The following is a 23,156-nucleotide window of genomic DNA, read 5'->3' on the forward strand; positions in this document are numbered from 1 at the left end:
AAATCTCCAACGTTTTACGGAAAAAGTCCGACGTTTTTTCTTTTTTCTCCGACATTTTTTGGAAAATCTCCGACGTTTTTTCGACATGCTCTATGATGTGGCAGTCATCATAGGGAATCGTAATATTTGCTGAGATAGGATGGAAAGGAGAAAGTCACAAAAAAATCCCCATCGCAACGCAAAGTTGCAATGGGGAGGGAGGAGGTTGGGCTTACGCCATAGAACGAAGTGCCAACTTATAGGCGCGCAGCGGTATTAGTGCGCGCAACCAGTGGCGTTAGGCAATTGTTTGAAGAAATCATTGCCTTTGTTGTCTACCAAGATGAAGGCAGGGAAGTCTTCCACTTCGATTTTCCAGATAGCCTCCATGCCGAGTTCGGGATATTCCACGCACTCGATGGACTTGATGTTGTTTTGCGCGAGGATTGCAGCAGGACCACCGATAGAACCGAGGTAGAAACCACCATACTTCTGACAAGCATCGGTGACTTGTTGTGAACGGTTACCCTTAGCAAGCATAATCATACCGCCACCTTGGCTTTGGAAGAGATCCACATAGGAGTCCATACGTCCGGCAGTGGTGGGTCCCATAGAACCGCAAGCCATGCCGGCAGGGGTCTTGGCAGGTCCTGCGTAGTAGATGGGGTGATTCTTTAGATATTCGGGCATAGGCTGACCAGCATCCAGGCGTTCCTTAATCTTAGCGTGCGCAATGTCGCGACCCACGATGATGGTGCCGTTGAGCGAAAGGCGCGTAGACACGGGATACTTGTCGAGCTCTGCGAGAATTTCAGGCATGGGGCGATTGAGGTCAATCTTCACCGCTTCACCCTCACCAGCTTGGCGATATTCTTCGGGGATGAGGCTACCGGGATTGTCGTCGAGTTTTTCAATCCAAATACCATCTTTGTTGATTTTGCACTTGATGTTGCGGTCGGCAGAGCAGCTCACACCGAGACCTACGGGGCAAGAAGCACCGTGGCGAGGAAGGCGAACCACGCGGATGTCGTGGGCAAAGTATTTACCACCAAACTGAGCACCAAGACCAATTTTGTGAGTTTCTTCGAGCAGGCGTTTCTCGAGTTCTACATCGCGGAAAGCACGTCCGGTTTCATCGCCTGTAGTGGGGAGAGAATCGTAGAAGTGAGTAGAAGCCAATTTCACGGTGAGCATGGTCTTTTCTGCGCTCGTTCCGCCGATGACGATAGCAATGTGATAAGGAGGACAAGCCGCGGTGCCGAGGGTCTTCATCTTAGCCACGAGGAAAGGCACGAGGGTGTCGGGGTTGAGGATAGCCTTGGTTTCTTGATAGAGATAACTCTTGTTGGCAGAACCACCACCCTTGGTGACGCAGAGGAAGTGATATTCGTCGCCGTGAGTGGCTTCGATGTCGATTTGCGCAGGGAGGTTGCAACGTGTGTTCACCTCGTCGTACATGTTGAGAGGTGCGTTTTGCGAATAGCGCAAGTTTTCCTCAGTGTAAGTTTTGTAGACACCTTTGGCAATCGCTTCTTCGTCGCAAAAACCAGTCCACACTTGTTGACCCTTCTCAGCGTGAATGATGGCAGTACCGGTGTCTTGGCAGATGGGAAGTTGGCCGCGCACAGCTACTTCTGCATTGCGGAGGAAAGTGAGAGCCACGTAGCGGTCGTTGTCGGAAGCCTCAGGGTCGCGAAGGATTTTAGCCACTTGCTCATTGTGCGAGCGACGGAGGAGGAAAGACACATCGCGGAAGGCTTGGTTCACCATCTTGGTGATGCCTTCGGCTTCCACTTTGAGAATGGGGTGTCCCTCAAATTCACTCACTGAAACGTGGTCTTTGGTGAGGAGATAATACTCCGTGTTGTCAGCACCGAGTTGAAACATCGGTGCGTAGCGAAATTCAGGGGTTTGTGCCATGAATTAAATTGTTATGTCGTTTGTATAATGTTATAATCGTCTATGGGGCTCCTTGTCGCAAGGAGGTGTGTCGTGCACAACTTGGTAAGTGTGTGCAATTTGATTTTACAAAGGTAAGCATTTAAGGAGAAACATAGGGATATTTCTCGTAAATTATTTCCATTTTGGGGTAAAATTCTGAGGTCTAAAGTCTGAGGTCTAGAGGCTTTTTTGTATCTTTGCTCCAAACCAAACGGACAGATATATGAATATAGGCGATAAAGTGCGCTTCCTCAACACCACGGGAGGCGGAAGAATTGCTGGTTTCCAAGGCAAAGACTTGGTGCTGGTGTGTGATGATGATGGATTTGAAATCCCGACCCTCCGTTCGGAAATCGTGGTGATTGAGACGGATAACTATAATTTGGTGCGCAAACCTGTGCCTTCCAAAGAGCGTGCCAGCACCAGTGAGAGCGATGGACTGAGCCAAACGAGCATCAAAGCGGCACTTGCTGCTCATGCTGCGGCTGCCAACACTGCGGATAGTGGATTTTCTACCGAGGATTCGGTGGGGGACGACTCTGAACCTGCTGACAAAGACATCACTTTCCAACCTCGTCCTTTGGAACGCCGTGGTGCCGATCAAGTGAATTTCTACATCGGTTTTCTTCCTGTGGACAGTCGTTCGCTAAGTCAGACCGAGTTTGAGGTGTATCTTATCAATGATTCCAACCTTTATGTGCGTTTCCTCCTGCTCACGCAAGAGGGAGAGCAGTATTCGCTGCGTCACGAGGGGTTGGTGTTGCCCAATCAAAAACTTTTGCTCGACACCATTGGACATAGCGACCTGCCCCAATGGGAGCGCCTCACTTTCCAACTGTTGGCTTACAAGACGGACAAACCTTTCGCGCTGAAATCTCCGATGAACATTACGTTGCGCGTGGATGGTACGAAATTCTATAAGTTACACAGTTTTGCGCCCTCCGATTTCTTCAACGACCCTGCCTTAGTTCGTCCGCTCGTGTCGGAAGATCGTCCTGCACAGTCGGTGAGCATCGCTGCTGAAACAGTGGAGGAAGCTTTGATTACTCCCGAAGTGGTGCGCCAGGCTGTAGAACGTCCGAAACAACAACCTGCCCGCCAAACAGATCGTTCGGCGGTGATGGATAAGAATGCCATTGTGGAGGTGGATCTCCACGCCACTGCTTTGCTCGATTCTACTCGTGGTTTGACGCCCACCGACATCCTGACGATGCAAATCAAGGCTTTCCACGATACCATGCGCCAATATGCCAAAGACAAAGGTCGTCGCATCGTCTTCATCCACGGCAAGGGTGAGGGTGTGCTGCGTGCTACTCTCCTCAAAGAATTGAAGAACCACTATCGCCATTGCACACACCAAGATGCCTCCTTCCGCGAATACGGCTTCGGTGCCACCATGGTGACGGTGAGATAAGAGGAATCCTTCAAACAACTTGTATCTATGCTTACATCTCTACCATTTCAGTTGGATAATCCACTTTCCATATTTGAGTATTCTGCGCAATTGATGGGGAAAACTCTGCAAGAATGGGCTGGCACAGACTTAGAAGAAAGAAAAGGTCGTGGTCGACTGGGGCAAATGGTAGAAGAAGTATTTTTTGGCTATGAAGTCAACAGCAATCCTTCGCCTGATTTTGAAGAAGCTGGGGTAGAGCTTAAATGCACTCCTTTGTTGCGTGGCAAAGATAATTATCGCATCAAGGAAAGACTCGTGTGTAACATGATTGACTTCCATGGTGTCATTAATGAAACATTTGAGGAGTCACATTTTCTGAGGAAATGTCAGCTCATGTTGCTCTTGTTTTACCTGCATGAACAGAGTGTACCTGTCTATCAACTCAAGTTCCTATTTAGAGCTTTATGGCAAATCCCCCAAAAGGATTTAGCCATAATGAAAGCGGACTATGAGAAGATTATTGGAAAAATTAAAGCAGGACAGGCGCATAACCTTTCGGAAGGTGATACAATGTACCTAGGTGCATGCACTAAAGGGAAGAATAATAGAGATGTTCGAGAACAACCTTTCTCAGATATTCCTGCTCGTCGTAGAGCCTTCAGCTTGAAGCCTGCCTATATGCGCACACTTCTGGATCAAATAGTCCAAAGTGGTGGTAATGCCTTATGCAATTATCAGCAGAAATCAGAGAAACAACCTGAGCTTGTCGCTCAAGAGTTGCTTCAACAGAAGACTTTTGAAGAGATTATTCTCGAGCGTTTTGCTCCTTTTATTGGTAAAGATTATGTCGAAATAGCGAACGCTTTGTCTTTACCATTGACCACAGCAAAGCACAAATATGCTATACTTGCCAATGCTATTGCCTCTAATCTTCAGATGAGTAAGATTGATGATAGTGAAGAGTTCAAGAAGTCGGGCATACGTTTGAAAACTGCTCGTGTGAGTGTTAGTGGCATTCCCGAAGAAGCGATGTCTTTCCAAAATATAGATTGGATAGAACTTTATGAAAATGGTAAATGGGAGGATTCGGTCCTTTATCAACTCTTTACAAGCCGTTTTCTCTTCGTAACCTTCAAAAAGGTAACTGGAAATATAACAATATCCACTCCTCAAAAAACAAAGAGCGAGGATAGATATATTCTAGATAAGGTTTTCTTTTGGACAATGCCCTCTAAAGATTTGAAGAGTGCCTTTCAATATTGGGTACACCTTAGACGCTTGGTTATCCATAATAAGCTAGATAAGTCCAACTATTGGAAAGAAAAAGACGACAAGAACTTTCATGTACGTCCGAAAGGTACAAAAGAGAATTACAGAAATAATGCTCCAACTCCTTTCGGTGAGAAGGTTGACAAACAATGTTACTGGTTTAATAAGTCTTATCTTAAGACGCTCATCGATGAAGCCTAGTGCTTAAGTCTATAGATTTTGATTATGTCTTACGATATATATACTTCTAATCATAATAATCTTTGCGAGCCCATCAGTGCTTATAGCAAGGAAGCTGCCAAATCATTCCAGCAATACGACTTCTTTGATACATTGTTTAAGCCTAATACGACTGATAAAGATGATATTCGGGTGATAGAACTCTTTGCTGGAGTGGGAGGTTTTCGTGTTGGATTGGAACGTGCTTCACTGAAATATAAAACAATTTGGAGTAATCAGTGGGAACCCTCCACCAAACGGCAAGATGCTTCTATGGTTTATTGTGAGCAATTTGGCTGTGAGGGACATTCTAATGAAGATATTGCAACTGTTGCTACGAAAGATATTCCAGAAGCTGACCTGCTTGTTGGAGGATTCCCTTGTCAAGACTACTCTGTAGCTACAACTTTACAGCGTTCGGGAGGGATTGAAGGAAAAAAAGGGGTACTTTGGTGGCAAATTCATCGTATTCTGAAAGAGCAACCCACCCCTCCGAAATATCTTTTCTTAGAAAATGTAGATCGCTTGCTTTCATCTCCAGCCAATCAGCGTGGACGTGATTTTGCTATCATCTTAGCTTCTCTTTCTGATTTGGGTTACTCCGTTGAATGGCGCGTCATCAATGCCGCTGAATATGGTATGCCACAACGTAGAAAAAGGACTTACATTGCAGCTTATAAGGAAGACTCTATAGTGGGAAAGCAGATAGATGATGCTCAAAAGTGGCTACTCACTGACGGACTTATGGCGCGCGCATTTCCTTTATTTCCAGAAATCAGTAAAGGAAGTCAATTTAGTATTGAAGGCACGTTAGGTGAAGTTTCAGAAAACTTCGGTAAAGGTATGAAACAATCTCCCTTTGGAAAAGTGGGAATAATGAGAAATCGCGAAGTTACCAGTTTTGATGCTCTTCCAAAGTTTGAAGGAAAAAGCCTAACTCTAGGAGAAATTCTTCTGCCAGATACAGAGGTTCCGCAAGAATTTTATATCAATCCCGAAGAAGTTGCTCGTTGGGAATATCTCAAAGGTAGTAAATCAGAAGAGAGAACGAATAAAGCAACTGGATATACCTATCATTATTCAGAAGGGAAAATGGCTTTCCCCGATGCTTTAGACAAGGCTTCACGTACGATTATCACTGGAGAAGGAGGAAGTGCCCCTTCACGTTTCAAACATGTGATTTTGACCCCGGATAATAGGTATCGTCGACTAACTCCCATTGAATTAGAACGTCTGAATATGTTCCCAGATAATCATACGAAAGGCTGTACTGATATGCGTAGAGCCTTCTTGATGGGAAATGCTCTTGTCACAGGAATAGTCGAAAAAATGGGACTATCTTTGCTCTCTTTACTACATTCTAAGGGATAGCTTCGATACTTCCACTTCAATCAATGGGTGGCGCAAATTATTGCCTTGGCTGATGCCACAAGAGACTAAGGCTTAAGGTAAGTATTATCCTCCCCAAACACATAACATCATATTTCCTCATGAAAAAATTCCTACTCTCTCTCCTTGCTGTGCTCACCTTCTCAGCGGCGTATGCTGATGAAGGGATGTGGCTCCTCAAACTCATGAAAGAGCAACATCTAGAAGATTCACTCAAAAAGGCAGGATTGCAAATCAGTCCTAGCGAACTCTACAACGAAACACAGCCTTCCTTGCGCGATGTCATCGGACGTTTCGGAGGAGGTTGCACAGGTGAGGTGGTGTCCTCCAAAGGACTCGTGTTCACTAACAATCACTGCGGATTCTCCTTCGTGCATGCCATGTCTACCATGCAGCACAACTATCTGCAAGATGGGTTCTTTGCTAAGAGTCTCTCCGAAGAACTCCCCGTGCCCGACCTCACTTTCACCTTTGTCGTGAGCATCGTAGATGTGACTGCGCAAGTGGAAGCTGCAGCGAATAAGGCGAAAGTCGATGAGTATTACCGTCAAAGCAATCTCTTCCTTCGTCCACTTGCCGAGAAGATGCTCAAAAAGAATAAAACCTTTGCCAAGAAGCGCGGTGTTACCCTCCGCATTGTGCCTTATTTCGGGGGCAATCGTTACTATGCCTTCTACGAACAACGCTATGACGACGTGCGCCTTGTGGTGAATCCTCCACAACAGATCGGACAATTTGGCTTTAACCAAGACAACTGGGTGTGGCCCCGTCACAATGCCGACTTTGCGGTGTTCCGCATCTATGCAGATGCTAAGGGACAACCTGCGGCATACTCTAAAAACAATCAACCTCTCGAGTGCAAGAAATGGTTGCCCGTGAGCTTGAAAGGTATCGACGAGAATGATTATACGATGATCATGGGATTCCCTGGCAGAACGAGTCGCTATCTCACAGCATCGCAAGTGCGCCTTCGCACTGAAAGCATCAACGAGCCCATCAATCTCGCTGGAGATGCCGAACTTCGCTTCATGAAAGCGTTGATGGATAGCGACAAAGATATGTCGCTCAAGTATGCCAACGACTATATGCGTTTGGGCAACATGGTGAAAAACTTCGGCGGCATGAATGCAAGCGTGCGTTCCACAGGTTTGCTCAATATCAAAGCCGAAGAAGAAAAGCGTTTCCGTGCCTTTGCGGCGAAGAGTGGTAAGGCAGAGTACATGACCATCATCGACCGTATGGACTCCCTCGTGGCAGCGGTGAAAGACACCCTCCACGACTACAACCTGCTTCGCTTCACTTTTGGTGCGCAAGATTTCAAGAATGATCGCAGCACCGTGGCTACGGTGGACAAAGCCTACGACTTAGGCAAAATGAAATTGCTGTCGGGCTATTGGACGAAGTATCATAAGCTCAATTTACAACCTGAGTTTGTGAGCAACGATATGGGAGCTTATTTCGATGCCCTCTATCAAAATAGCCTCTTTGCCGATAGTGCAAAACTGAAAAATGCCACTGCAGAAGCCTTGGGCAACGATGTTCTCGCCACCCACTGGGCTGCCTATCGCAAAGCCCTCTCAGCCTATCAACCTGCAGTGGAGCGTTATGAAAAGAAAGTGGCAGAGCTTAATCGCATTTATGTGCGTGGTCTTTGCGAAATGTACGACTGGGCGAAGAGTCCCGACGCCAATTCTACGCTCCGCATGACCTATGGTCACGTCAAGGGATACGCTCCCCGCGATGCCGTTCGCTACGATTGGAAAACCACTCTCCGAGGCATGTTTGAGAAAGAGAATCCTGCTGATCCCGACTATGTGATTGATGAAAAACTTCGTCAGCACTATCTCACCAAAAACTACGGCCCCTATGCCAATGCCGAGGGAGAATTGCCCACATGCTTCTTGAGCAACAACGACATCACGGGAGGAAATTCGGGTAGTGCCGTGCTCAATGCGCGCGGAGAACTCATCGGTCTGGCGTTCGATGGCAATATCGAGAGTCTTTCGTCCGACCTTCGTTTCAACCCAGCCTTGCAACGCTGTATCAATGCCGACATTCGCTACATCCTTTTCGTCATCGACACTTATGGAGGTTCGAAATATCTCATTGATGAAATGGAAATAAGAAAATGATTCCACAAGCCTTCCAACAACAGATGTGCGCCCTCCTCGGAGACAACGAGGCGGGCGCGCTCTGCACTGCATTATCTAGCGGAAACACTCCGACCAGCCTCCGCACCAATCCCTTCAAGCCCCTCAAAGATGGGGAATGTCTGTTTGCACCTGTGGACAATGGCGAGTCGCCCTCCGACATCGCTGCTCCTCTCACCTTGCGTCCTGTGCCTTGGTGCTCATCTGGAAGCTATTTGTCGGAACGTCCCACTTTTGCGCACGACCCTTTGTGGCACGCTGGTGCCTACTACGTGCAAGAAGCAGCTTCGATGTTCATTGCACAAGCCTATAAAGTCATCGAAAGCACCCATGCTGATGAGGCTACAAAGGGAAATCCCCTAAAGATGCTCGACCTCTGTGCTGCCCCTGGTGGGAAGAGCACGCTCTGGCGCAGTCTACTTCCCGACGATGCCTTGTTGGTGGCTAACGAACCGATGCGACAGCGTGCGCAGATCTTGGCAGAAAACCTCACAAAATGGGGACATCCTCACACCTTTGTCACACAAGTCTTCCCTGATGCTTTCACAAGTTTAGAGGAAACGTTCGATATCATCGCTACCGATGTCCCTTGTTCGGGTGAGGGAATGTTTCGTAAAGACGAACAAGCCCGTGAAGAGTGGTCGCCAGCAGCCGTCATTTCCTGCGCAGAGCGCCAGCGCGACATTCTCACTTCTGTGTGGCCTGCGCTGAAAGAGGGTGGTTTTTGTGTCTATTCCACTTGCACTTTCAACCGCGAAGAGAACGAAGACCTCGTGACTTGGGCTTGCACCACACTTGGCGCGGAGTTGGTGGAAATCCCCACCGATGCCGCTTGGCATATCTCGGGCGACACCACAGGGCGCAATCTCCCCGTCTATCATTTCTTCCCTCATCGCACGGAGGGAGAAGGGCTTTTCCTCGCATTGCTTCGCAAAAAAACGCAAGATGTTGCAGAAAGTCTTTTAGGTGGTGACACTTTTCTTTCGAGTAAATGGGAGAAAACGCAAGGTAGTCGCGCTGCAAAAGGAAAAAAACGCGGAAATACTCCCTCAGCTAAGCCCAATGCCACCTTGCTTTCGTGGTTACATAACGCCGAAGATTTTACTTTTCAATGCACAGAAGCTGGAGTGTGGACAGCTGTTCCCACAGCCTTTGTAGGTATTCGAGAGCAACTGGCACAAGTGGCACCTTTACTCATCGGAGGTATCGAAATAGCAGAAGAAAAAAGAAAAAAACTCGTGCCACAACATGCACTCGCCATGTCTATTTCAGCCTCAGATTCCGCCTTCCCACGTGTGGAAATTTCACGTGAGTTAGCATTAGCCTATCTCCACCGCGAAGCCATCACCTTGCCGCCCGAAGCACCACGCGGATATGTCGTGCTCACCTATCGTGGCATCGCCCTTGGATTTGCCAACAATCTCGGCAATCGTGCCAATAATCTCTATCCTAATGAGTGGAGATTGAGAAATCTCTGATGGTTTCCTCCTGATAATGCGATGATTTTTGCCTTTCTCCAAGGTGCCTAATATCTTATTCTGTTCTCTCCCTTCCAAACCTACAATATGCACTATCTCGAATTTATATTTACCCTCTCCCCTAGTTCTGAAGCCGCTTACGACGTGTTGAGCGCAGTGTTGGCAGAAATCGGATTTGAAAGTTTCGTTCACACCGACGAACTTGACTTGCCCCGTGTGGCTATCAACAACAATTTTCCCGAATCGGCGGTGTTTGCTGAAAAAGCTGACGAAGATACTTTCAAAGCCTATATCCAGACCGACCTCTTCGATGCCGATGCACTCGCAGCTGTCTTGGCAGATTTCCCCATTCCAGACGTGAAGATCACCTACCAACAGTCGGAAGCGGAACACAAGAATTGGAACGAGGAGTGGGAGAAAAACTATTTTCAACCGCTCATCATCGGTGATGTTACTGAGCACCCTCGCTGTGTCATCGCTGCCACCTTCCACAAAGACGTGCCACAAGGGGACTACAACATCCGCATCAATCCACAAATGTCGTTCGGCACTGGGCATCATCAAACCACGGCTCAGATGATAGACCGCATCCTCACGGACGATTTCAAAGGTAAGTTTGTCCTCGACATGGGATGTGGCACAGGCATCTTGGCTATCTTGGCAAAGATGCGCGGTGCTTCGCAGTGTGTGGCGGTGGACTACGATGAATGGTGCGTGAACAATACACGCGACAACATCGCCCTCAATGAGATTTCTGACATCATGGTGGTGCATGGGGATGCCTCTGCCTTGAAACCGCTAGAAAACACCTTTGATGTCATCATAGCCAACATCAATCGCAACATTCTGCTCCAGGATCTCGACAAATACGTGGCATCATTGCGCATTGGAGGGACCATCTATATGAGTGGATTTTACATGGAAGACGTGTTCAGTCTAGTGGAGAAAGGCACAATGCTCGGACTCTCGCTTGTGGATGTGAAGCAACGCGACAACTGGGCTTGCTTGAAAATGAGCCGCTAACCGACATTTTGCCTCTAATTCCTATTTTACGATGATAGCTCGCCTTTTTCTCTTCCTCTTTTTCGGACTCACGCTCGGAGGTTTTGCACAGAAACCTCTGAAACAGCCGCTTTCTTTCATCTCAGCGCAGAGCATCTTGGTGATTGATCCCACGGAGGACAATATCGTACAGAGAGCCATGCGGGTTTCTCCCTATCTCACCCCTCAAACGCCCGAGTTGGTGAAAGATTCGGTGAAGCATTATCGCAAACTCTTGCGCCAGTCTCCGGCAGTGTCAGCCTGCGATGTGCACACACTCGAACAGCTTTTCATGCTATCTGGCGACGCGCGCTATGTTCGTGCGCTTGATAGCCTGCGCACGTTGTATAGTGCACAACAAAAAGCCGACAGTACGAGCCGAATAGCTGCGCAGCGTCTGCTCAACACTTTGGGATGGGTGGCTGCCACTGAGGGACAGAAACTCTACGTCAACCTCAGAGAGAGTTGTCTGATTCCCATCAATACCCCTCAACTCAGGGTGACGATAGACCAAATCGTACAAGACGGCCGTATGAAATTTCGCATCACGGGATTGCCCGCACCTCTGTCTGGCTCAAAACGCACGCGATTTACGCTCTATCTTTGTTTGCCGGAAGGTGTGAATCCTCTGCGTGTTTTCCTCAATGGTCACCGGCTCCTAGAACCAAAATGGGAGCGCGGGTTTTTAGTCTTCGATTGCGAATGGCGAAACATGGAAGAAATCTATTACGAACTCCCTGCTGAGGAATAAACAGCACTGCATTTCATTGCTCAATCTCTCAAGAAAACGGAGGACATCTACATCTAGTGGTGTCCTCCGTTTTCAAATCTGTCTTTATTGTCCTTCGCAAGGGAGTCCAAAAACGTGGGAGAAAATCGAAAAAACGTCGGACTTTTTCCAAATTTTCTCGGAGATTTTTTGAAAAACGTCGGAGATTTTTGAGAGAACGTTGGAGGTTTTCTTTTATCATCTCCGATATCATAGGATGAGGGGTGGAGTAGTGTTGGATCTTTTCCTGAGTAGTCTACCAACTTTTCCATATTTTAGCCCACCACTTCCAGTTCTTCATGACGCATCTGCAAGAGTCTCCTTCATTGCTGTGACGAAAGGGCAGGGATGAAATGTTTTTTTACGATTTATCCCCCTCTCTCGCGCGTGCGCGCGCACGCGCACATCAGAGAGTTTGCACTTTTTGCTTTCACAACCTTCACGGAAATCCTTGCAATCGACAGTAATTGAGTGGGTTATAGCGCTTTTTAGCCAGTTTCTGAGGGTGGAGTCTTTTTTTGCTTGGAGAGCATCGCTGATTTATTTGTTAAAATATGTCCGAAATATATGCGTATTTATATGTTTGTCAGAAGGTTACAAAGAAATCTGTGAAGGTTGTGAAAGCAAAAAGTCGAAAATTGCTATACATGCGCGCGTATGCGCGCGCGAGGAGACTATTTGTATCGAAAACTTAATGATATGGAGTAATTGTTTTTCAGAGCGAAAACAAAAACTCCCCCACCGGAGGTGGAGGAGTTGGGTAGAAATCGTGTCGATGGTAGCGACGTAATGATTTATTTGCCCTCCATCGCGAGACGAATCTGGCGAGAGAGTTCGGCATAGTGTGCGCGTGTGGCAGCATCTTGAGGATGAGCGGCAGCAAGGCGCGACTGGATGCGAGTGAGCAAGCTGGTCATGTAGGGACGACCATCGCCATCAGCTGTGGCTTTCCATCCCTTGATGAGACGCGTCACTGCTTGTTGTTGCACATATCTGCGCCATGACCCCACGCGTTGAGGGGTAGTGGCTTCGCGGAAGAAGAGACGGAGCAAATCTTCCACATAGGCTGTGCCCGTATAGGCTTGGGCAGTGGGAGCACCCGTGGCGTTGATTGCGATGTTATTGAACGTATTGGGAGCCACCAAATAGCTTACCGTCATGTCAGCCAAAGGACGAATGAGTTCTTGAGGCTTAGCGCTGAGGCGAGAAATGTAGGGTTCGCTGATCATCCATGTGGGGCATTGCAGCACGTTCTTGTCGAGCCAGGTAAGGGCGCGTTGTTGGCGTTCGCGAGTCATGGTGGTAAAAATAGCACCACTTTGCTCTACGCTCTTGTATTCGCGGTGCACACCACCCACTTGTGCAAGTACGTGACCGATATAGCGACGATATTGACCGAACACTGCCTTGTAGCCTTCCGCGAGATTGTCGCCGAGGTTACCTTCTTCATACACCCATTCGGGGAGGCCCTTCACTACACGACGGAGATTTTTCAAACCATAGTCCGAAGCCTTCATCACGTCGTCGCTCAAATCTTCGGTGAGTGCGAGGGGATCGTTATCGTGACCTTCACCACCAAACCACAAACGGCGGTTGCCAGTGATGGTCTTCACTGTGAGGTCATTGAGGATTTTGCGCTCTTCCTTCTCAGACTTCGCATTGGGGAAGTAGGAATATCCCCACTGGATTGCCCATTTGTCGTAGTCGTTGATACGTGGGAAGATGCCTTCCGAACTGATGTTGTCTTCGGGCTGTGCCACATAGTTGAAACGAGCATAGTCCATGATAGAAGAGGTGTGGCCGTGCTTTTCCACCCACGCCTTGTCGCGGAGTTTCTCTACTGGAGTAGCTGCACTGGCACCCATGTTGTGGCGCAAACCGAGGGTGTGTCCCACTTCGTGAGAAGAAACGAAACGGATGAGTTGTCCCATCAGTTCTTCGTCAAACTCTTGTTTGCGCGCGCGAGGATCGACAGCTCCAGCTTGCACCATATACCAGTCGTGCACCAACTTCATCACGTTGTGATACCAACCGATGTGGCTCTCGATGATTTCACCCGTGCGAGGGTCGTGCACGTTGGGACCATAGGCATTGGGAATGGGCGATGCAAGATAGCGAATCACAGAGAAGCGTGCATCTTCAAGGCTCATGTCGGGACGATCTTTAGGCCATTCCTTGGCGATAATCGCATTTTTGAAACCAGCCTGTTCGAAAGCCTTCTGCCAATCTTCCACACCAAGGATGAGATATTTCACCCATTGTTTGGGCGTAGCAGGGTCGATGTAGTAGACGATGGGCTTCTTGGGTTCTACCAATTCCCCACGTTTCATCTTTTCGATGTCCTCCTCCTTGGGTTCAAGACGCCAGCGTGCAATGACAGAACGGCGCTTCACCTGTTGTTGCTTGTCATTGAACTCCACAAAGTTATCAGTGAAATAACCCACACGGGGGTCGAAAGTGCGGCTGCGCATCAAATTTTCGGGCAACAACACGAACGAGGTATTCAAACGCAGCGTGACCAATCCCGTGACAGCGGCAGAAGGTATTTTGTTGGGCTTTGCGCTGAAGGTTTTCACCGTTTGGATTTCGGTGTTAATCGGGAAGGTCTTCACCGTGTCGATGTAGGACAAATCGCCACGAAGACCGCCGATATCGAATCCTGTTTTGCGATAGGTTTCAAGACTCGTCACCGGATTGTCGCCTTTCAAGAAATCGGTCACCTTGATGCGATATTGCTTGAGTTTGGAGGTAGAATCGGCGAGCGTTTCTTCGATTTTGAAGGCAGCGACAATGGGATTTTCTGCACTGGCTTCCACAGACTTCCAAATGCGCTGGGTGCTATCGGCGAGGGATTCAAACATTTCGGCACGCAAGAGGAGCTGATTGTTGTGGCGTTCCCACGTGAGCATCTTGCTGTTGGCGAGTTCTCCACCATAAACTTGTGCTCCGGCAGGGGTGCTGATGAAGCGTGTGGTCACCAACATAGGGCGACGGAGCAGACTGTCGGGGATGACAAAGAAGACATCGTCTTTTTCGCGTTGCACCCCGAAAAATCCTTTCGCAATGGGGGCTTTTTTCTCCACCTTAGCAGGAGGGGGCGTTTCTGTTTTCTTTTTGCGCGCTTGTGCAGGAGCGGCACAGAGTGTCAGTGCCAGCGGCAGAACATAGAGTAATTTGGACATTAGGCTTTCGGGGGTCGCAGACCCTTTTTCTCACGGCGTGAAGCTGGGCTTGTTCCGTGGGGAGTTAGACATAAAAGTCATAGAGCATAGCAAGGTTTTAATGCCATGTAGACGCTCTATGTATAAACGCACGGAATCGCATAGCCTGCCATGAAGGTAGGCTGTGCGAGTTCACGTGATATAAGCTATGAAAAACAGCGAGAGATTTTTATTGATACTCTCGAAGTAGAGATATCCCTTCTCGAGAGGGTGGATGTAGCGGTGCGGGATTAGCGCACGAACACCTTCTTGCCTCCTACGATGTAGAGACCTTGTGGGAGGGTGCTGGGCTCAAATTGTGTTTGCACCAAGCGACCGCTGAGGTCATAGACAGCCTTCTGGGCAAAAGAGGGGGCAGCCACGCGGTTCACGCTAGTAGGGGCATCGAAGATTTCAGTGACGTTGAACACGAAATCTCCCACTTCTTCTAAGAGTTGGAAACTACCTTTCCATATGTACCAAGCCTTGGGCTCGAGTTTGTGGAGCTTTTCCAAAACATCTTTACCAGCAGCTACGATGGAAGTGGCAGTGCCACCAGTGCTTTCGCCATCTTCGTTGGCCTTCTCGGCAGCAGCGTCTTCGCTAGGAAGTTCTCCATTACCATAGTCTTGAGAAGCTTCGCCGATGGCGAATACGAAATCGGAGGCTTGCACCTCGGCAGCGGCGGTTTTGCCGTCAGCACCGAAGCCGACAAAACGATCAACGATGTATAATTCTTCACCCTTTTCCATGAGTTCCATCCACTTAGCTTCGTTGGAGGTGAGTTCCATCACACTGTAGGGATTTTCTTTCGTACCATCACCAGTTTTTTTTGTGGTTTGAGCCGTTGCAGCGGTGGAAAGACTCACCAAAAGTGAGAGGAATAGCAATTTCAGAGTAGAGAGTTGCATAGGCTAAGAATGTTTTATGAGTGAATATGTGAATAATCTATTGGAAAAATAGAAGTACCAACTTCAATTTGCTGTACTGCAGGTGACTTTCGTGCAGAGCTTACCTGATTTTGTGCACCATGTAGGAGAGCAAGTGGGGTTAGGGTAGCATCACCTTTTCTCTGTTGATGACATAGACGCCTTTGGGCAAAGTGTGAAGTTGTGCGGCTGTGCCTACCTTTCGTCCGTTGAGGTCGTAGATGTCGGTAGAAACGCTTGCACCAGATGCAGAAATCGTGCGCAGTGCGGTGAGCGTCTGACTGGTGAGAGGGATGAAATGGGTGTCTTCGAGCTGCAAAGTTTCCTTCAAAATTCCGATTTGCAGGGCATTGAGGGCTAAATAAACCTCGGTGGGACGTGCAAGGGTGAGTTGCTGCCCTTGATTTTCTCCTATCTCAAAGCCCACTTTGTCGTCGGTGGCAACAAATTTGTAGAACGTGCGGTTTTTGAGAGTCGGTTGAGTGGTACCTGCCTGCAAGATTGTGGAAGTTATCTTAATGTTGCTCGAGTGGCTGGTGAGTGTGACGTTATATGTACCGGGGGCTCCTTTCAATAGGAATTCGGTATAGCCATTGGGAGTCCCGGCAACTGTGGTTTGTGCTGGAAACTCAGCAGAAATGAACTTGCGCTCTTTGTTGGCAATGCGAGGAGCATAGAGTTTTATGCTGGGATTTCTCACTATAAAATTAGCTTTAGCGGCGAAAGCTCCAATGCCTTGTTTGCCGATGACAGCTTGGCAAGCACCATCGAGTTCTTCGGCTACGAAGATATAGTCCTTGTTTTCGTGAGCAAAATAGCCGTGCATCACCCAGTTGCTGGTGGCATCAGCCCATTGAAGTGCTTGGATGTAGTTGGTGCCACGAACGATGATTTGATGTTCGGCAGTGCCCACAAGGAAGTAGTCGCCTTCTTTATACTCAGCAGTCATCGTTTGTCGGCTATTTCCAAAACCGAGGAAGTCTGCTTTGAGGACAACTTCCTGCTGACTTTTGGCAAGCGCGTCACGCTGTTCGAAGGCTTCTTGCACAGTAAATGGTGAATTTAGTGTGCCGTTGCCTGCAAAAGTGGTGAGAGTTGAGAGGGCTATACCGACAAAAGTAAGGATTTTTCGGATAAAATGTTGCATCTAATCGCTTTTTTGATAAATAAAATTGGAGTTTGTCTGTGAATTGTCTAGTCTGAGTTTGCAAAATGCAGCGTTTTTTCGTTCTCTACTCTGACAAAAAGAGGAGGAAAAAGAGGAGTTTTGTAGACAAATGCTTTACTTTTGAAGTTATCATTGATAAGTTGTCTGTAAAACTCTAATGAAGTAATCCTAAAGTGAAGGAAACAGAAGTTCCGTGTAGTGCGGTGCCGAACGCTGTGGCATATTCTCCCGTGATGCGTGCGAAAAGGCGCATCGATTGTTGGCGCACTTGCCAAGGAAAATCGTAGCGCGCACTCAGAGCAGCGCGACCGATGTGGCGCGCATCAATGTTTTGCTGAGCTTCCCATAAAGGTGAGAGGGGAGAAGTGGGATGTGTGAGATGGAGTTGATGGCGTAATGTGAACGACGCGCCAACTTCTGCACTTGTCCACCAACCTTTTGTCAGGAGTTTTCCCCCTTCTAACGTAATCAAAAGACGTTGCGTCTCGCGTGAGGAGGCGGAAAGGAGATAGCGTTGTTCGAAATTTTCATACCCCAACGACCATCCGTAGAAACCATCGAGTTGCTGATGGGTTAAGGAAGTGTTTCTCCAGGGAGAAGTGGTGTGAAGGGCGCGAAAATGAGTAAATGCGGCAAAGCGACTGTTTTGAAATCGCTTTTGCAAAGAAAGGAGAGTTTCGTAATGGCGCGACACTATTTTGGTCTGCGGATCAGTGGTGAGAGTGAGCGACTGGGTGTGTTCGTTGGTGTATCCGCGCTGCCAGAGCACTTCATTTTGGTCGACAAGCCACCAATTCCCCAAGCGTAATTTCCATAATTCGGAGATTTGAAGATTTTGCCCCTCAAACTCCGAGGGGGTGTAGCGGTTGTTGCCAACGGCTTCTTCGTGGGAGCGTTGGAATCGCACAGAAAATAGGATGGCGGCTTTTTGAAACTCTCGACCAATATTGATTTCTCCTCCACCAGCATGTTCCACCCATTGGCGCATAAATCCCTGATAAGAACCAGCTCCCCCCGAGAGATGCTCCAAGCCGTGGAGGGTGTAGTAGTTCCATTGGGCATCTTGCTGCACACTGGTCACATTGTCTATCTTCTCTTTGCGACGTTCATACCACAATGTGGCTCCGATTTGTCCCCATCGTGGAGCATAAACCACCGCAGGTGCCAAGCGATAGTGCAAACTTCGGGCACGTGAGCGAGGATCTTTGAGACGGGCTAAATCATTGACGGCATATTTCACACCCAATCCGAAGTTCCAAGGCTTTGACGAGCGAGTTGCCAAACGAAATTCGGTCTCCACAGTTTGCCCATCATAGCGACCGAGTTGTTCACTTCCAGCATTGAGGGGAGATTGTGGAAAAAAGGTTGTGTTGATGCCGACTGTAGTGGGAGAATTTGACATCCCACGCACGATTTCGCCCTTGTTGTAGGGCGAAAAGGACGTAGCGAGAAGCGACAACTCTGTGGTATTGCTGCGATCGTTCCAAGCACGTTGGTCGTAGCGTGAGAGTCCATAGGTGAAACGTCCTTGTGCCACGAGCCACGATGCGATGGGTAGCTGCTGTTCTGCATAGAAAGCCCCTAATTGTTGGTTGCTGCCCTGCTGACTCGTGCGCAGGTCGCTGTGAGTTTTCCCGAAGGAAAAACCACTTTCTCCGCGTGCTACAAGAGGGAGAGGGTCGTGAGCGATTCCCGCTGCATTGTGGGTGAGACTCCACAGCGAGAGTGCTTGCCACAACTGGCGTTGTGCAGCATCAAACTGCGACGTGCGTGCTGAGGAGTTCGCTTTGTGTGAAGCGATGGTCGCTGCGGAAGGTGCGACAGCAGCACTATCCAGTGGAGTGGAGGCAGGATTCGCCAACGATATGCTGAAAAGGAGAGAGAGGATCATGGGAGATTATTGCATGAATTTACCAGGAGCCAGCGAAGTTGTCGTGCTGCAGTCGCTCGTGCTGTTGTTCGTGTCGAGAAGTTTGGTGCGTGTTTGTCCCTCCGTGGTGGGAGCTGCGCGACGATAAGTCACCTCACCATTCCATCCAGAAGCCGAAGAAATGTGGGTGTATCCGGCATCGATGGTAGGGTAAAGCCGTTTGCTCGACATATCTACACCATTGGTCGGTGAAAATTTGATGATGTCTACTCCATCCAATACCGCAGACACAGGCATTCGCAAGTATTCTTGACCACTGCTCTTGCCGTTAGCGTGAACTTTTGTCCATGAGGTTGCATCTTTGGCGCGAAAAATCACGATGCTTGTGGGACCACCTTGCACCAAGTTCATGCTCGACACCTGTGCCCAACTGGTGAAAATGAGGGGCAAAGCAGGAGTGGAGGGATTGTTCACGGTGCGTCCTTGCGCGTCTTTCACCTCATAGTCGGCAGCACTGAGGTCATATTCTTGAGGAGCGTTGTTGTTGCGATGGTTGATAGCACTATTGACCACCAGTACGCTCGCGCCGGGAGCGAGCATTCTTCCATCTTCGGGGAAACGAAAAGCCTGTTTCAAATAGAGATACTCGGGGGTTACTCCTAGCGCATAGGCTGGCGTGCTGCTGCTTTCTAACAATCCAAAACCGAAGTCGGAGAGTCGGATGGGAGAGTCGGAGTTGTTGAAAAACTCTATAAACTTTCCTGCCGAATAGTTGCGATTGTTGGCATCCTTGCTACCCGAAGCATAGACCTTGCTCACCAACAACGTGGGCACTTGCGCCACGTGCGTGGTCAAAACGAGGTGATTGCGCGTTGCATCCACCACTTGTGCCGACAGGTTACCTCCTACCAGATAATCGTTTCCTGCCACATCTTCGCCCGTGGCTTGGTGATAGTCGGCTGCACTCAACGTCCATGCTGTGGAGATGTTGTAGATGCCAGGAGTGAGGTTGGAAAATCGCGCCTTTCCTTGCTCGTCGGTGAGGGCACGGAGCGTATCGCTCTGGGTGATCAAAGCGACTGTGTGTCCAGTGTGTTGTGCGGTTTGACCGAAAGCTGTGGGTTGCTCCACCGTCACCTCAAGTTCGACAGCTTGTGTAGCCCCATCGAAGGTGAGGCAACTGGCAAAAATGGTTGAGCAGCTCACAAGAAGTGTGCCAGACATAAAGAAGTGTACCATACGCATCCTAGCACCTGACTTTAGTGCTTGTGGAGGGTTGAGCGGAAAAGAGAAGAGCTTCATAAGCGATTTATAGCTGGAAGGAGAGTTCAGCTCCGAAAGAGAAACTACCTGTGTTGCGTTGGGAGAGGGTGGTTGAAGTAGAGGTGGGGAGGAAGGGCTCATAATAGAGCGCATTGTTCACATAGAACGAAAGCTGCGCCACCGATCCGAGTTCCTTGGTGAGGCGGAAAGCCAGATTCCACGTCGTAGGAGATGAAGTCGTCACATTGTCGCGTGGCGCAATCTCTTGTGCCGCGAGCGCCACCGCAGCCTGATGGGTGGGCTGGACTGCGTAGTATTTGCCATCAGCTCCAATATATCCAGAGCGCATGTCGGGCGTGATGGCATGTTCCACTAAGTTTTGGTCCAACCACGCCACGGGTTGTTTGGGAGCAACGTAGCTGAGGTTTGCATTGTGCCAAATCACTTGACCAGTCAACGAAGCTACCATGCGCAACACGGGGATATGCGTGACAAGGCGCAAGGTTTGCACCCAGCGATCGTAGCGACTATAGTCTAGTGCAGAGGGATAGCGCAATTTGATTGGAGTGAGTCCATATTGCGTGTATTGTGTAGGGAGGGCAGCAGGTGTGCGATAGTTTGGACCTCGGTCGTAGGCTTTTGTCCATTGGTATGCCGTAGAGAGGAAGATTGTTGTGTGAAGAGGGTTAACCTTTCCTAAGTCGAGATCCATCTCAATGCCACGGTTGTCTGCCACGTTGAAGTTGCCGATGCGTCCCGTTGTGGCGAAAACGATGTCGCGCCGTGCGGGATGATTGGGGTCGTAGGTGGTGGGTTGTCCTGGAGTGATAAGCAGACCTTGCTCGGGCGTAAAGACATCTGCCTCATAGGTGCGGTATTCTGTGTGGTTGGAAAAACCATTCTCCGTGCGATCGATATAGGCGGTTAGCGAGAGTTTGCGCGCTTGAGGAAGGTTGATGTCGAATCCAGCCTCCCATTTTGTTGCAGTGGCATTCTCCAAGACGGAGGGTTGCACCCGATAAGCATCGGTGTGGTAGAGCAAGAACTGCTGAAGAGGCGCATCTTGCGGCATGTAGGAAGCTGCCACTCTATCCGTGTAATTGCGATCGGGATAGAGATAATCGAGACTGGGAGTCTTGCTGTTGCGTCCGTAAGCTGCACGAAGTTCCAGCCACTTGCTGGGATTAAAGGCGAAATTCACACGAGGAGAGAGGGAGAAAGTGCGGAGTTCGCTCCAAGGTTGCAGGGCGGTGAAGCGCAATCCTGTTTGCAGTTTCACACGGCGCACGGCATCTACTCTCCATTGCCACTGATCGTCTACAAATGCTGCAGCCTGATGCAAACCTGGCACTTCAGAGAATGCGCGTGGACGTCCGTTGCTGTTGGGACGCAAAGGAGCATTTTCGTCGAGATTGAAGAAACCGCGTCCAAAGTTGCGATCGTATTTGTATTCTATCCCCATCTTGAGTGTCTGCATGAGGCGCCCGGTGCGGAAAAACATCGAGTTGTTGAGTTTGGCAAACACGTTGAGTGGACGTCCTTCCGTGGTGCCTGCAGCCCAATAGGAGGAGGTGCGCCAATTTACAGCGTGATAGCCCGACTCTTGGGCAGTGAGGAGGGGAATCAAGCCTGTGCCGCTGCCTACAAACGAAGCATTTTCTGCCGTGGTGGGAGCATATTGCACCCCAAGGGCATAGGTCAAAGTTCGCATCAATGGTTGTCCCACTTGGATGCGACCATTATGGGAAAAGGACAAGAGATCGGAGGCGTTTTTGCTGAAAGTGCCGTCTGCCGCTGCATCTGGGTCGTTTCCTGTCCAGTCGCGACCGCGCATCCATCGGATTTTCGTGTCGGTGTGCCAGGCGTGTGTCCAGTTTTTTGCCCATCCCAGCGAGAGTGTGTAGCGGTGGAAAGAGCGGGTCTTCATGCGCGGATCTCCCCACGCTTGAGCATAATCGAGATGTGCATTGACGATGCTACCTTTTCCTGCGCGGAAACCTTTACTCAGTGAGTGATTCATCAGTCCTGGGTTCACTTTGCTCTTCCATTGCCACGGACTGACACCCGAGCGTGAATGAACAATCACCATGCCCGAGGTGAGATCGCCATATTCCGCTGAGGGAATGCCGCGCACCACTTCCACGCTTTCGATGTCGTCTGCTCCGATTTGTCGTAAATCCGTGCCTACGGGAGCTGCTGCACTAAAACCGCCTTGTGAGAGTGTCCCATTGTTGGAGAGAGGAATCCCATCTACAATAATGTTGGTGCCAAAAGCCACGTTGGCATTGTTGGTGAGTGTGCGCAGTTGAAACGACTGTCGCTGTGTCATATCGGCATTTCCCATGAGTTGTCCCGGCACTAACTGCAACACATCTGCCAAACTCGTGGCTTGCAAATGGTCGATGGCGCGGCGACCTATGGTGCTTGCTGTGGTATTTCCCGCTTGATTGCGCGTAGCCGTCACCACCGCCTCTCCCAAACTCAAAGAAGTGGGAGAGAGCGCCACCACAACTGTTGTGTCGCCTTGTAAGTTGAGTGAAGTTTCGCGCGGAGTATATCCGATATAACTAAGACTCAACTTGTAGCGACCCAGCGGGATGCGTTCTAAAGTTGCCACTCCTTGAGCATCTGTGCTTGTGATCAGTCCCAACGGATTAAGTTGCACCGGAGCAAAGGGAAGCTTTTCATTGGAATGATGTTGATCCACGAGTTTCACGCGCACATTTGCCACACGCTGTTGAGCTGCCATGGGAAGCACAGCCACCGTGGTCAAACCCAGTGTGCACAGTCCGACACAAACAGTCCGCAAAGAGGATGAAAACGCAGAAAGAAAAGGGAAATATTGACTTTCAACTACCATATTGTTCTGTGATGAGTGTGCAAAATTACGACTTTTTCATTGCATTTACAATACCTAAATCTGATGATTTCTAAGGTGATAACCCATAATTCCAAATCGGTCATTAGACCGTTATAGTGCAAATCGTTATGAAGAAGATGACAGGAAGTTATCTATTCAATTATGAGTCGTACTATAACGGTCTAATGACCGATTGGGGGTAAAAGTAGCCCCCCTCAAAAAAATGCAGCACCAC

At 49.0% G+C, this 23,156-nt stretch carries 14 protein-coding genes; 7 read left to right on the forward strand and 7 right to left on the reverse strand.

Going from position 1 to position 23,156, the window contains the following annotated elements; translation table 11 throughout:
- Positions 1–255: 255 nt before the first annotated feature.
- On the reverse strand, positions 256–1,899 hold the full coding sequence (locus BQ2633_RS08000) for a fumarate hydratase (protein ID WP_075566316.1): 1,644 nt from the start codon (positions 1,897–1,899) through the stop codon (positions 256–258).
- 244 nt (positions 1,900–2,143) lie between these two features.
- Here BQ2633_RS08000 and BQ2633_RS08005 point away from each other — a divergent pair, with 244 nt between their 5' ends.
- From BQ2633_RS08005 to BQ2633_RS08035, 7 genes are all read left to right on the forward strand, one after another.
- Positions 2,144–3,334 carry a DUF2027 domain-containing protein gene (locus BQ2633_RS08005; RefSeq protein ID WP_075566319.1) on the forward strand — a complete coding sequence of 397 codons (1,191 nt, stop codon included), beginning with the start codon at positions 2,144–2,146 and terminating at the stop codon, positions 3,332–3,334.
- Positions 3,335–3,361: 27 nt separating this feature from the next.
- Positions 3,362–4,786, forward strand: a complete 1,425-nt coding sequence (locus BQ2633_RS08010) for a Sau3AI family type II restriction endonuclease (protein ID WP_075566321.1) — start codon at positions 3,362–3,364, stop codon at positions 4,784–4,786.
- A 24-nt stretch (positions 4,787–4,810) separates the two neighbouring features.
- Positions 4,811–6,175, forward strand: coding sequence for a DNA (cytosine-5-)-methyltransferase (dcm, locus tag BQ2633_RS08015; RefSeq protein WP_083234004.1), 1,365 nt, complete (start codon positions 4,811–4,813; stop codon positions 6,173–6,175).
- 119 nt (positions 6,176–6,294) lie between these two features.
- Entirely contained in the window at positions 6,295–8,325 is a 2,031-nt protein-coding gene (locus BQ2633_RS08020; protein ID WP_075566323.1) for a S46 family peptidase, read from the forward strand.
- Positions 8,322–9,821 carry a methyltransferase RsmF C-terminal domain-like protein gene (locus BQ2633_RS08025; protein WP_075566325.1) on the forward strand — a complete coding sequence of 500 codons (1,500 nt, stop codon included), beginning with the start codon at positions 8,322–8,324 and terminating at the stop codon, positions 9,819–9,821. Before BQ2633_RS08020 ends, BQ2633_RS08025 begins: the two co-directional genes overlap by 4 nt.
- A gap of 87 nt (positions 9,822–9,908) precedes the next feature.
- Entirely contained in the window at positions 9,909–10,844 is a 936-nt protein-coding gene (prmA, locus tag BQ2633_RS08030; RefSeq protein ID WP_075566327.1) for a 50S ribosomal protein L11 methyltransferase, read from the forward strand.
- Between the two features lie 31 nt (positions 10,845–10,875).
- Positions 10,876–11,613, forward strand: coding sequence for a glycoside hydrolase family 127 protein (locus BQ2633_RS08035; protein ID WP_075566329.1), 738 nt, complete (start codon positions 10,876–10,878; stop codon positions 11,611–11,613).
- 812 nt (positions 11,614–12,425) lie between these two features.
- On the opposite strand, the gene BQ2633_RS08040 is transcribed toward BQ2633_RS08035, so the two are convergent.
- The 6 genes from BQ2633_RS08040 to BQ2633_RS08065 all read right to left on the reverse strand — a co-directional run bounded on the left by BQ2633_RS08040 (position 12,426) and on the right by BQ2633_RS08065 (position 22,921).
- The gene (locus tag BQ2633_RS08040) at positions 12,426–14,813 is read right to left on the reverse strand and encodes a zinc-dependent metalloprotease (RefSeq protein WP_075566331.1); all 2,388 of its coding nucleotides are present in this window, start codon (positions 14,811–14,813) and stop codon (positions 12,426–12,428) included.
- Positions 14,814–15,082: 269 nt separating this feature from the next.
- Positions 15,083–15,742, reverse strand: coding sequence for a hypothetical protein (locus tag BQ2633_RS08045; RefSeq protein WP_075566332.1), 660 nt, complete (start codon positions 15,740–15,742; stop codon positions 15,083–15,085).
- A gap of 139 nt (positions 15,743–15,881) precedes the next feature.
- Positions 15,882–16,907 (reverse strand): hypothetical protein, encoded by a 1,026-nt coding sequence (locus tag BQ2633_RS08050; RefSeq protein WP_075566333.1) that lies wholly within the window; start codon positions 16,905–16,907, stop codon positions 15,882–15,884.
- 175 nt (positions 16,908–17,082) lie between these two features.
- Positions 17,083–18,819 carry a DUF6850 family outer membrane beta-barrel protein gene (locus tag BQ2633_RS08055; protein WP_075566334.1) on the reverse strand — a complete coding sequence of 579 codons (1,737 nt, stop codon included), beginning with the start codon at positions 18,817–18,819 and terminating at the stop codon, positions 17,083–17,085.
- Between the two features lie 6 nt (positions 18,820–18,825).
- Positions 18,826–20,100 carry a DUF4876 domain-containing protein gene (locus tag BQ2633_RS08060; RefSeq protein ID WP_176720105.1) on the reverse strand — a complete coding sequence of 425 codons (1,275 nt, stop codon included), beginning with the start codon at positions 20,098–20,100 and terminating at the stop codon, positions 18,826–18,828.
- A gap of 7 nt (positions 20,101–20,107) precedes the next feature.
- Positions 20,108–22,921, reverse strand: coding sequence for a TonB-dependent receptor (locus tag BQ2633_RS08065; RefSeq protein WP_346048433.1), 2,814 nt, complete (start codon positions 22,919–22,921; stop codon positions 20,108–20,110).
- Positions 22,922–23,156: the final 235 nt, after the last annotated feature.

The sequence above is a fragment of the Ihuprevotella massiliensis genome, assembly GCA_900095835.1.
GTDB lineage: Bacteria > Bacteroidota > Bacteroidia > Bacteroidales > Bacteroidaceae > Alloprevotella > Alloprevotella massiliensis.

Bases quoted from the DNA above. Each gene is read 5' to 3' on its own strand.
- BQ2633_RS08000 (WP_075566316.1), bottom strand. From the start codon at position 1,899: ATGGCACAAACCCCTGAATTTCGCTACGCACCGATGTTTCAACTCGGT.
- BQ2633_RS08005 (WP_075566319.1), top strand. From the start codon at position 2,144: ATGAATATAGGCGATAAAGTGCGCTTCCTCAACACCACGGGAGGCGGA.
- BQ2633_RS08010 (WP_075566321.1), top strand. From the start codon at position 3,362: ATGCTTACATCTCTACCATTTCAGTTGGATAATCCACTTTCCATATTT.
- dcm (WP_083234004.1), top strand. From the start codon at position 4,811: ATGTCTTACGATATATATACTTCTAATCATAATAATCTTTGCGAGCCC.
- BQ2633_RS08020 (WP_075566323.1), top strand. From the start codon at position 6,295: ATGAAAAAATTCCTACTCTCTCTCCTTGCTGTGCTCACCTTCTCAGCG.
- BQ2633_RS08025 (WP_075566325.1), top strand. From the start codon at position 8,322: ATGATTCCACAAGCCTTCCAACAACAGATGTGCGCCCTCCTCGGAGAC.
- prmA (WP_075566327.1), top strand. From the start codon at position 9,909: ATGCACTATCTCGAATTTATATTTACCCTCTCCCCTAGTTCTGAAGCC.
- BQ2633_RS08035 (WP_075566329.1), top strand. From the start codon at position 10,876: ATGATAGCTCGCCTTTTTCTCTTCCTCTTTTTCGGACTCACGCTCGGA.
- BQ2633_RS08040 (WP_075566331.1), bottom strand. From the start codon at position 14,813: ATGTCCAAATTACTCTATGTTCTGCCGCTGGCACTGACACTCTGTGCC.
- BQ2633_RS08045 (WP_075566332.1), bottom strand. From the start codon at position 15,742: ATGCAACTCTCTACTCTGAAATTGCTATTCCTCTCACTTTTGGTGAGT.
- BQ2633_RS08050 (WP_075566333.1), bottom strand. From the start codon at position 16,907: ATGCAACATTTTATCCGAAAAATCCTTACTTTTGTCGGTATAGCCCTC.
- BQ2633_RS08055 (WP_075566334.1), bottom strand. From the start codon at position 18,819: ATGATCCTCTCTCTCCTTTTCAGCATATCGTTGGCGAATCCTGCCTCC.
- BQ2633_RS08060 (WP_176720105.1), bottom strand. From the start codon at position 20,100: ATGAAGCTCTTCTCTTTTCCGCTCAACCCTCCACAAGCACTAAAGTCA.
- BQ2633_RS08065 (WP_346048433.1), bottom strand. From the start codon at position 22,921: ATGGTAGTTGAAAGTCAATATTTCCCTTTTCTTTCTGCGTTTTCATCC.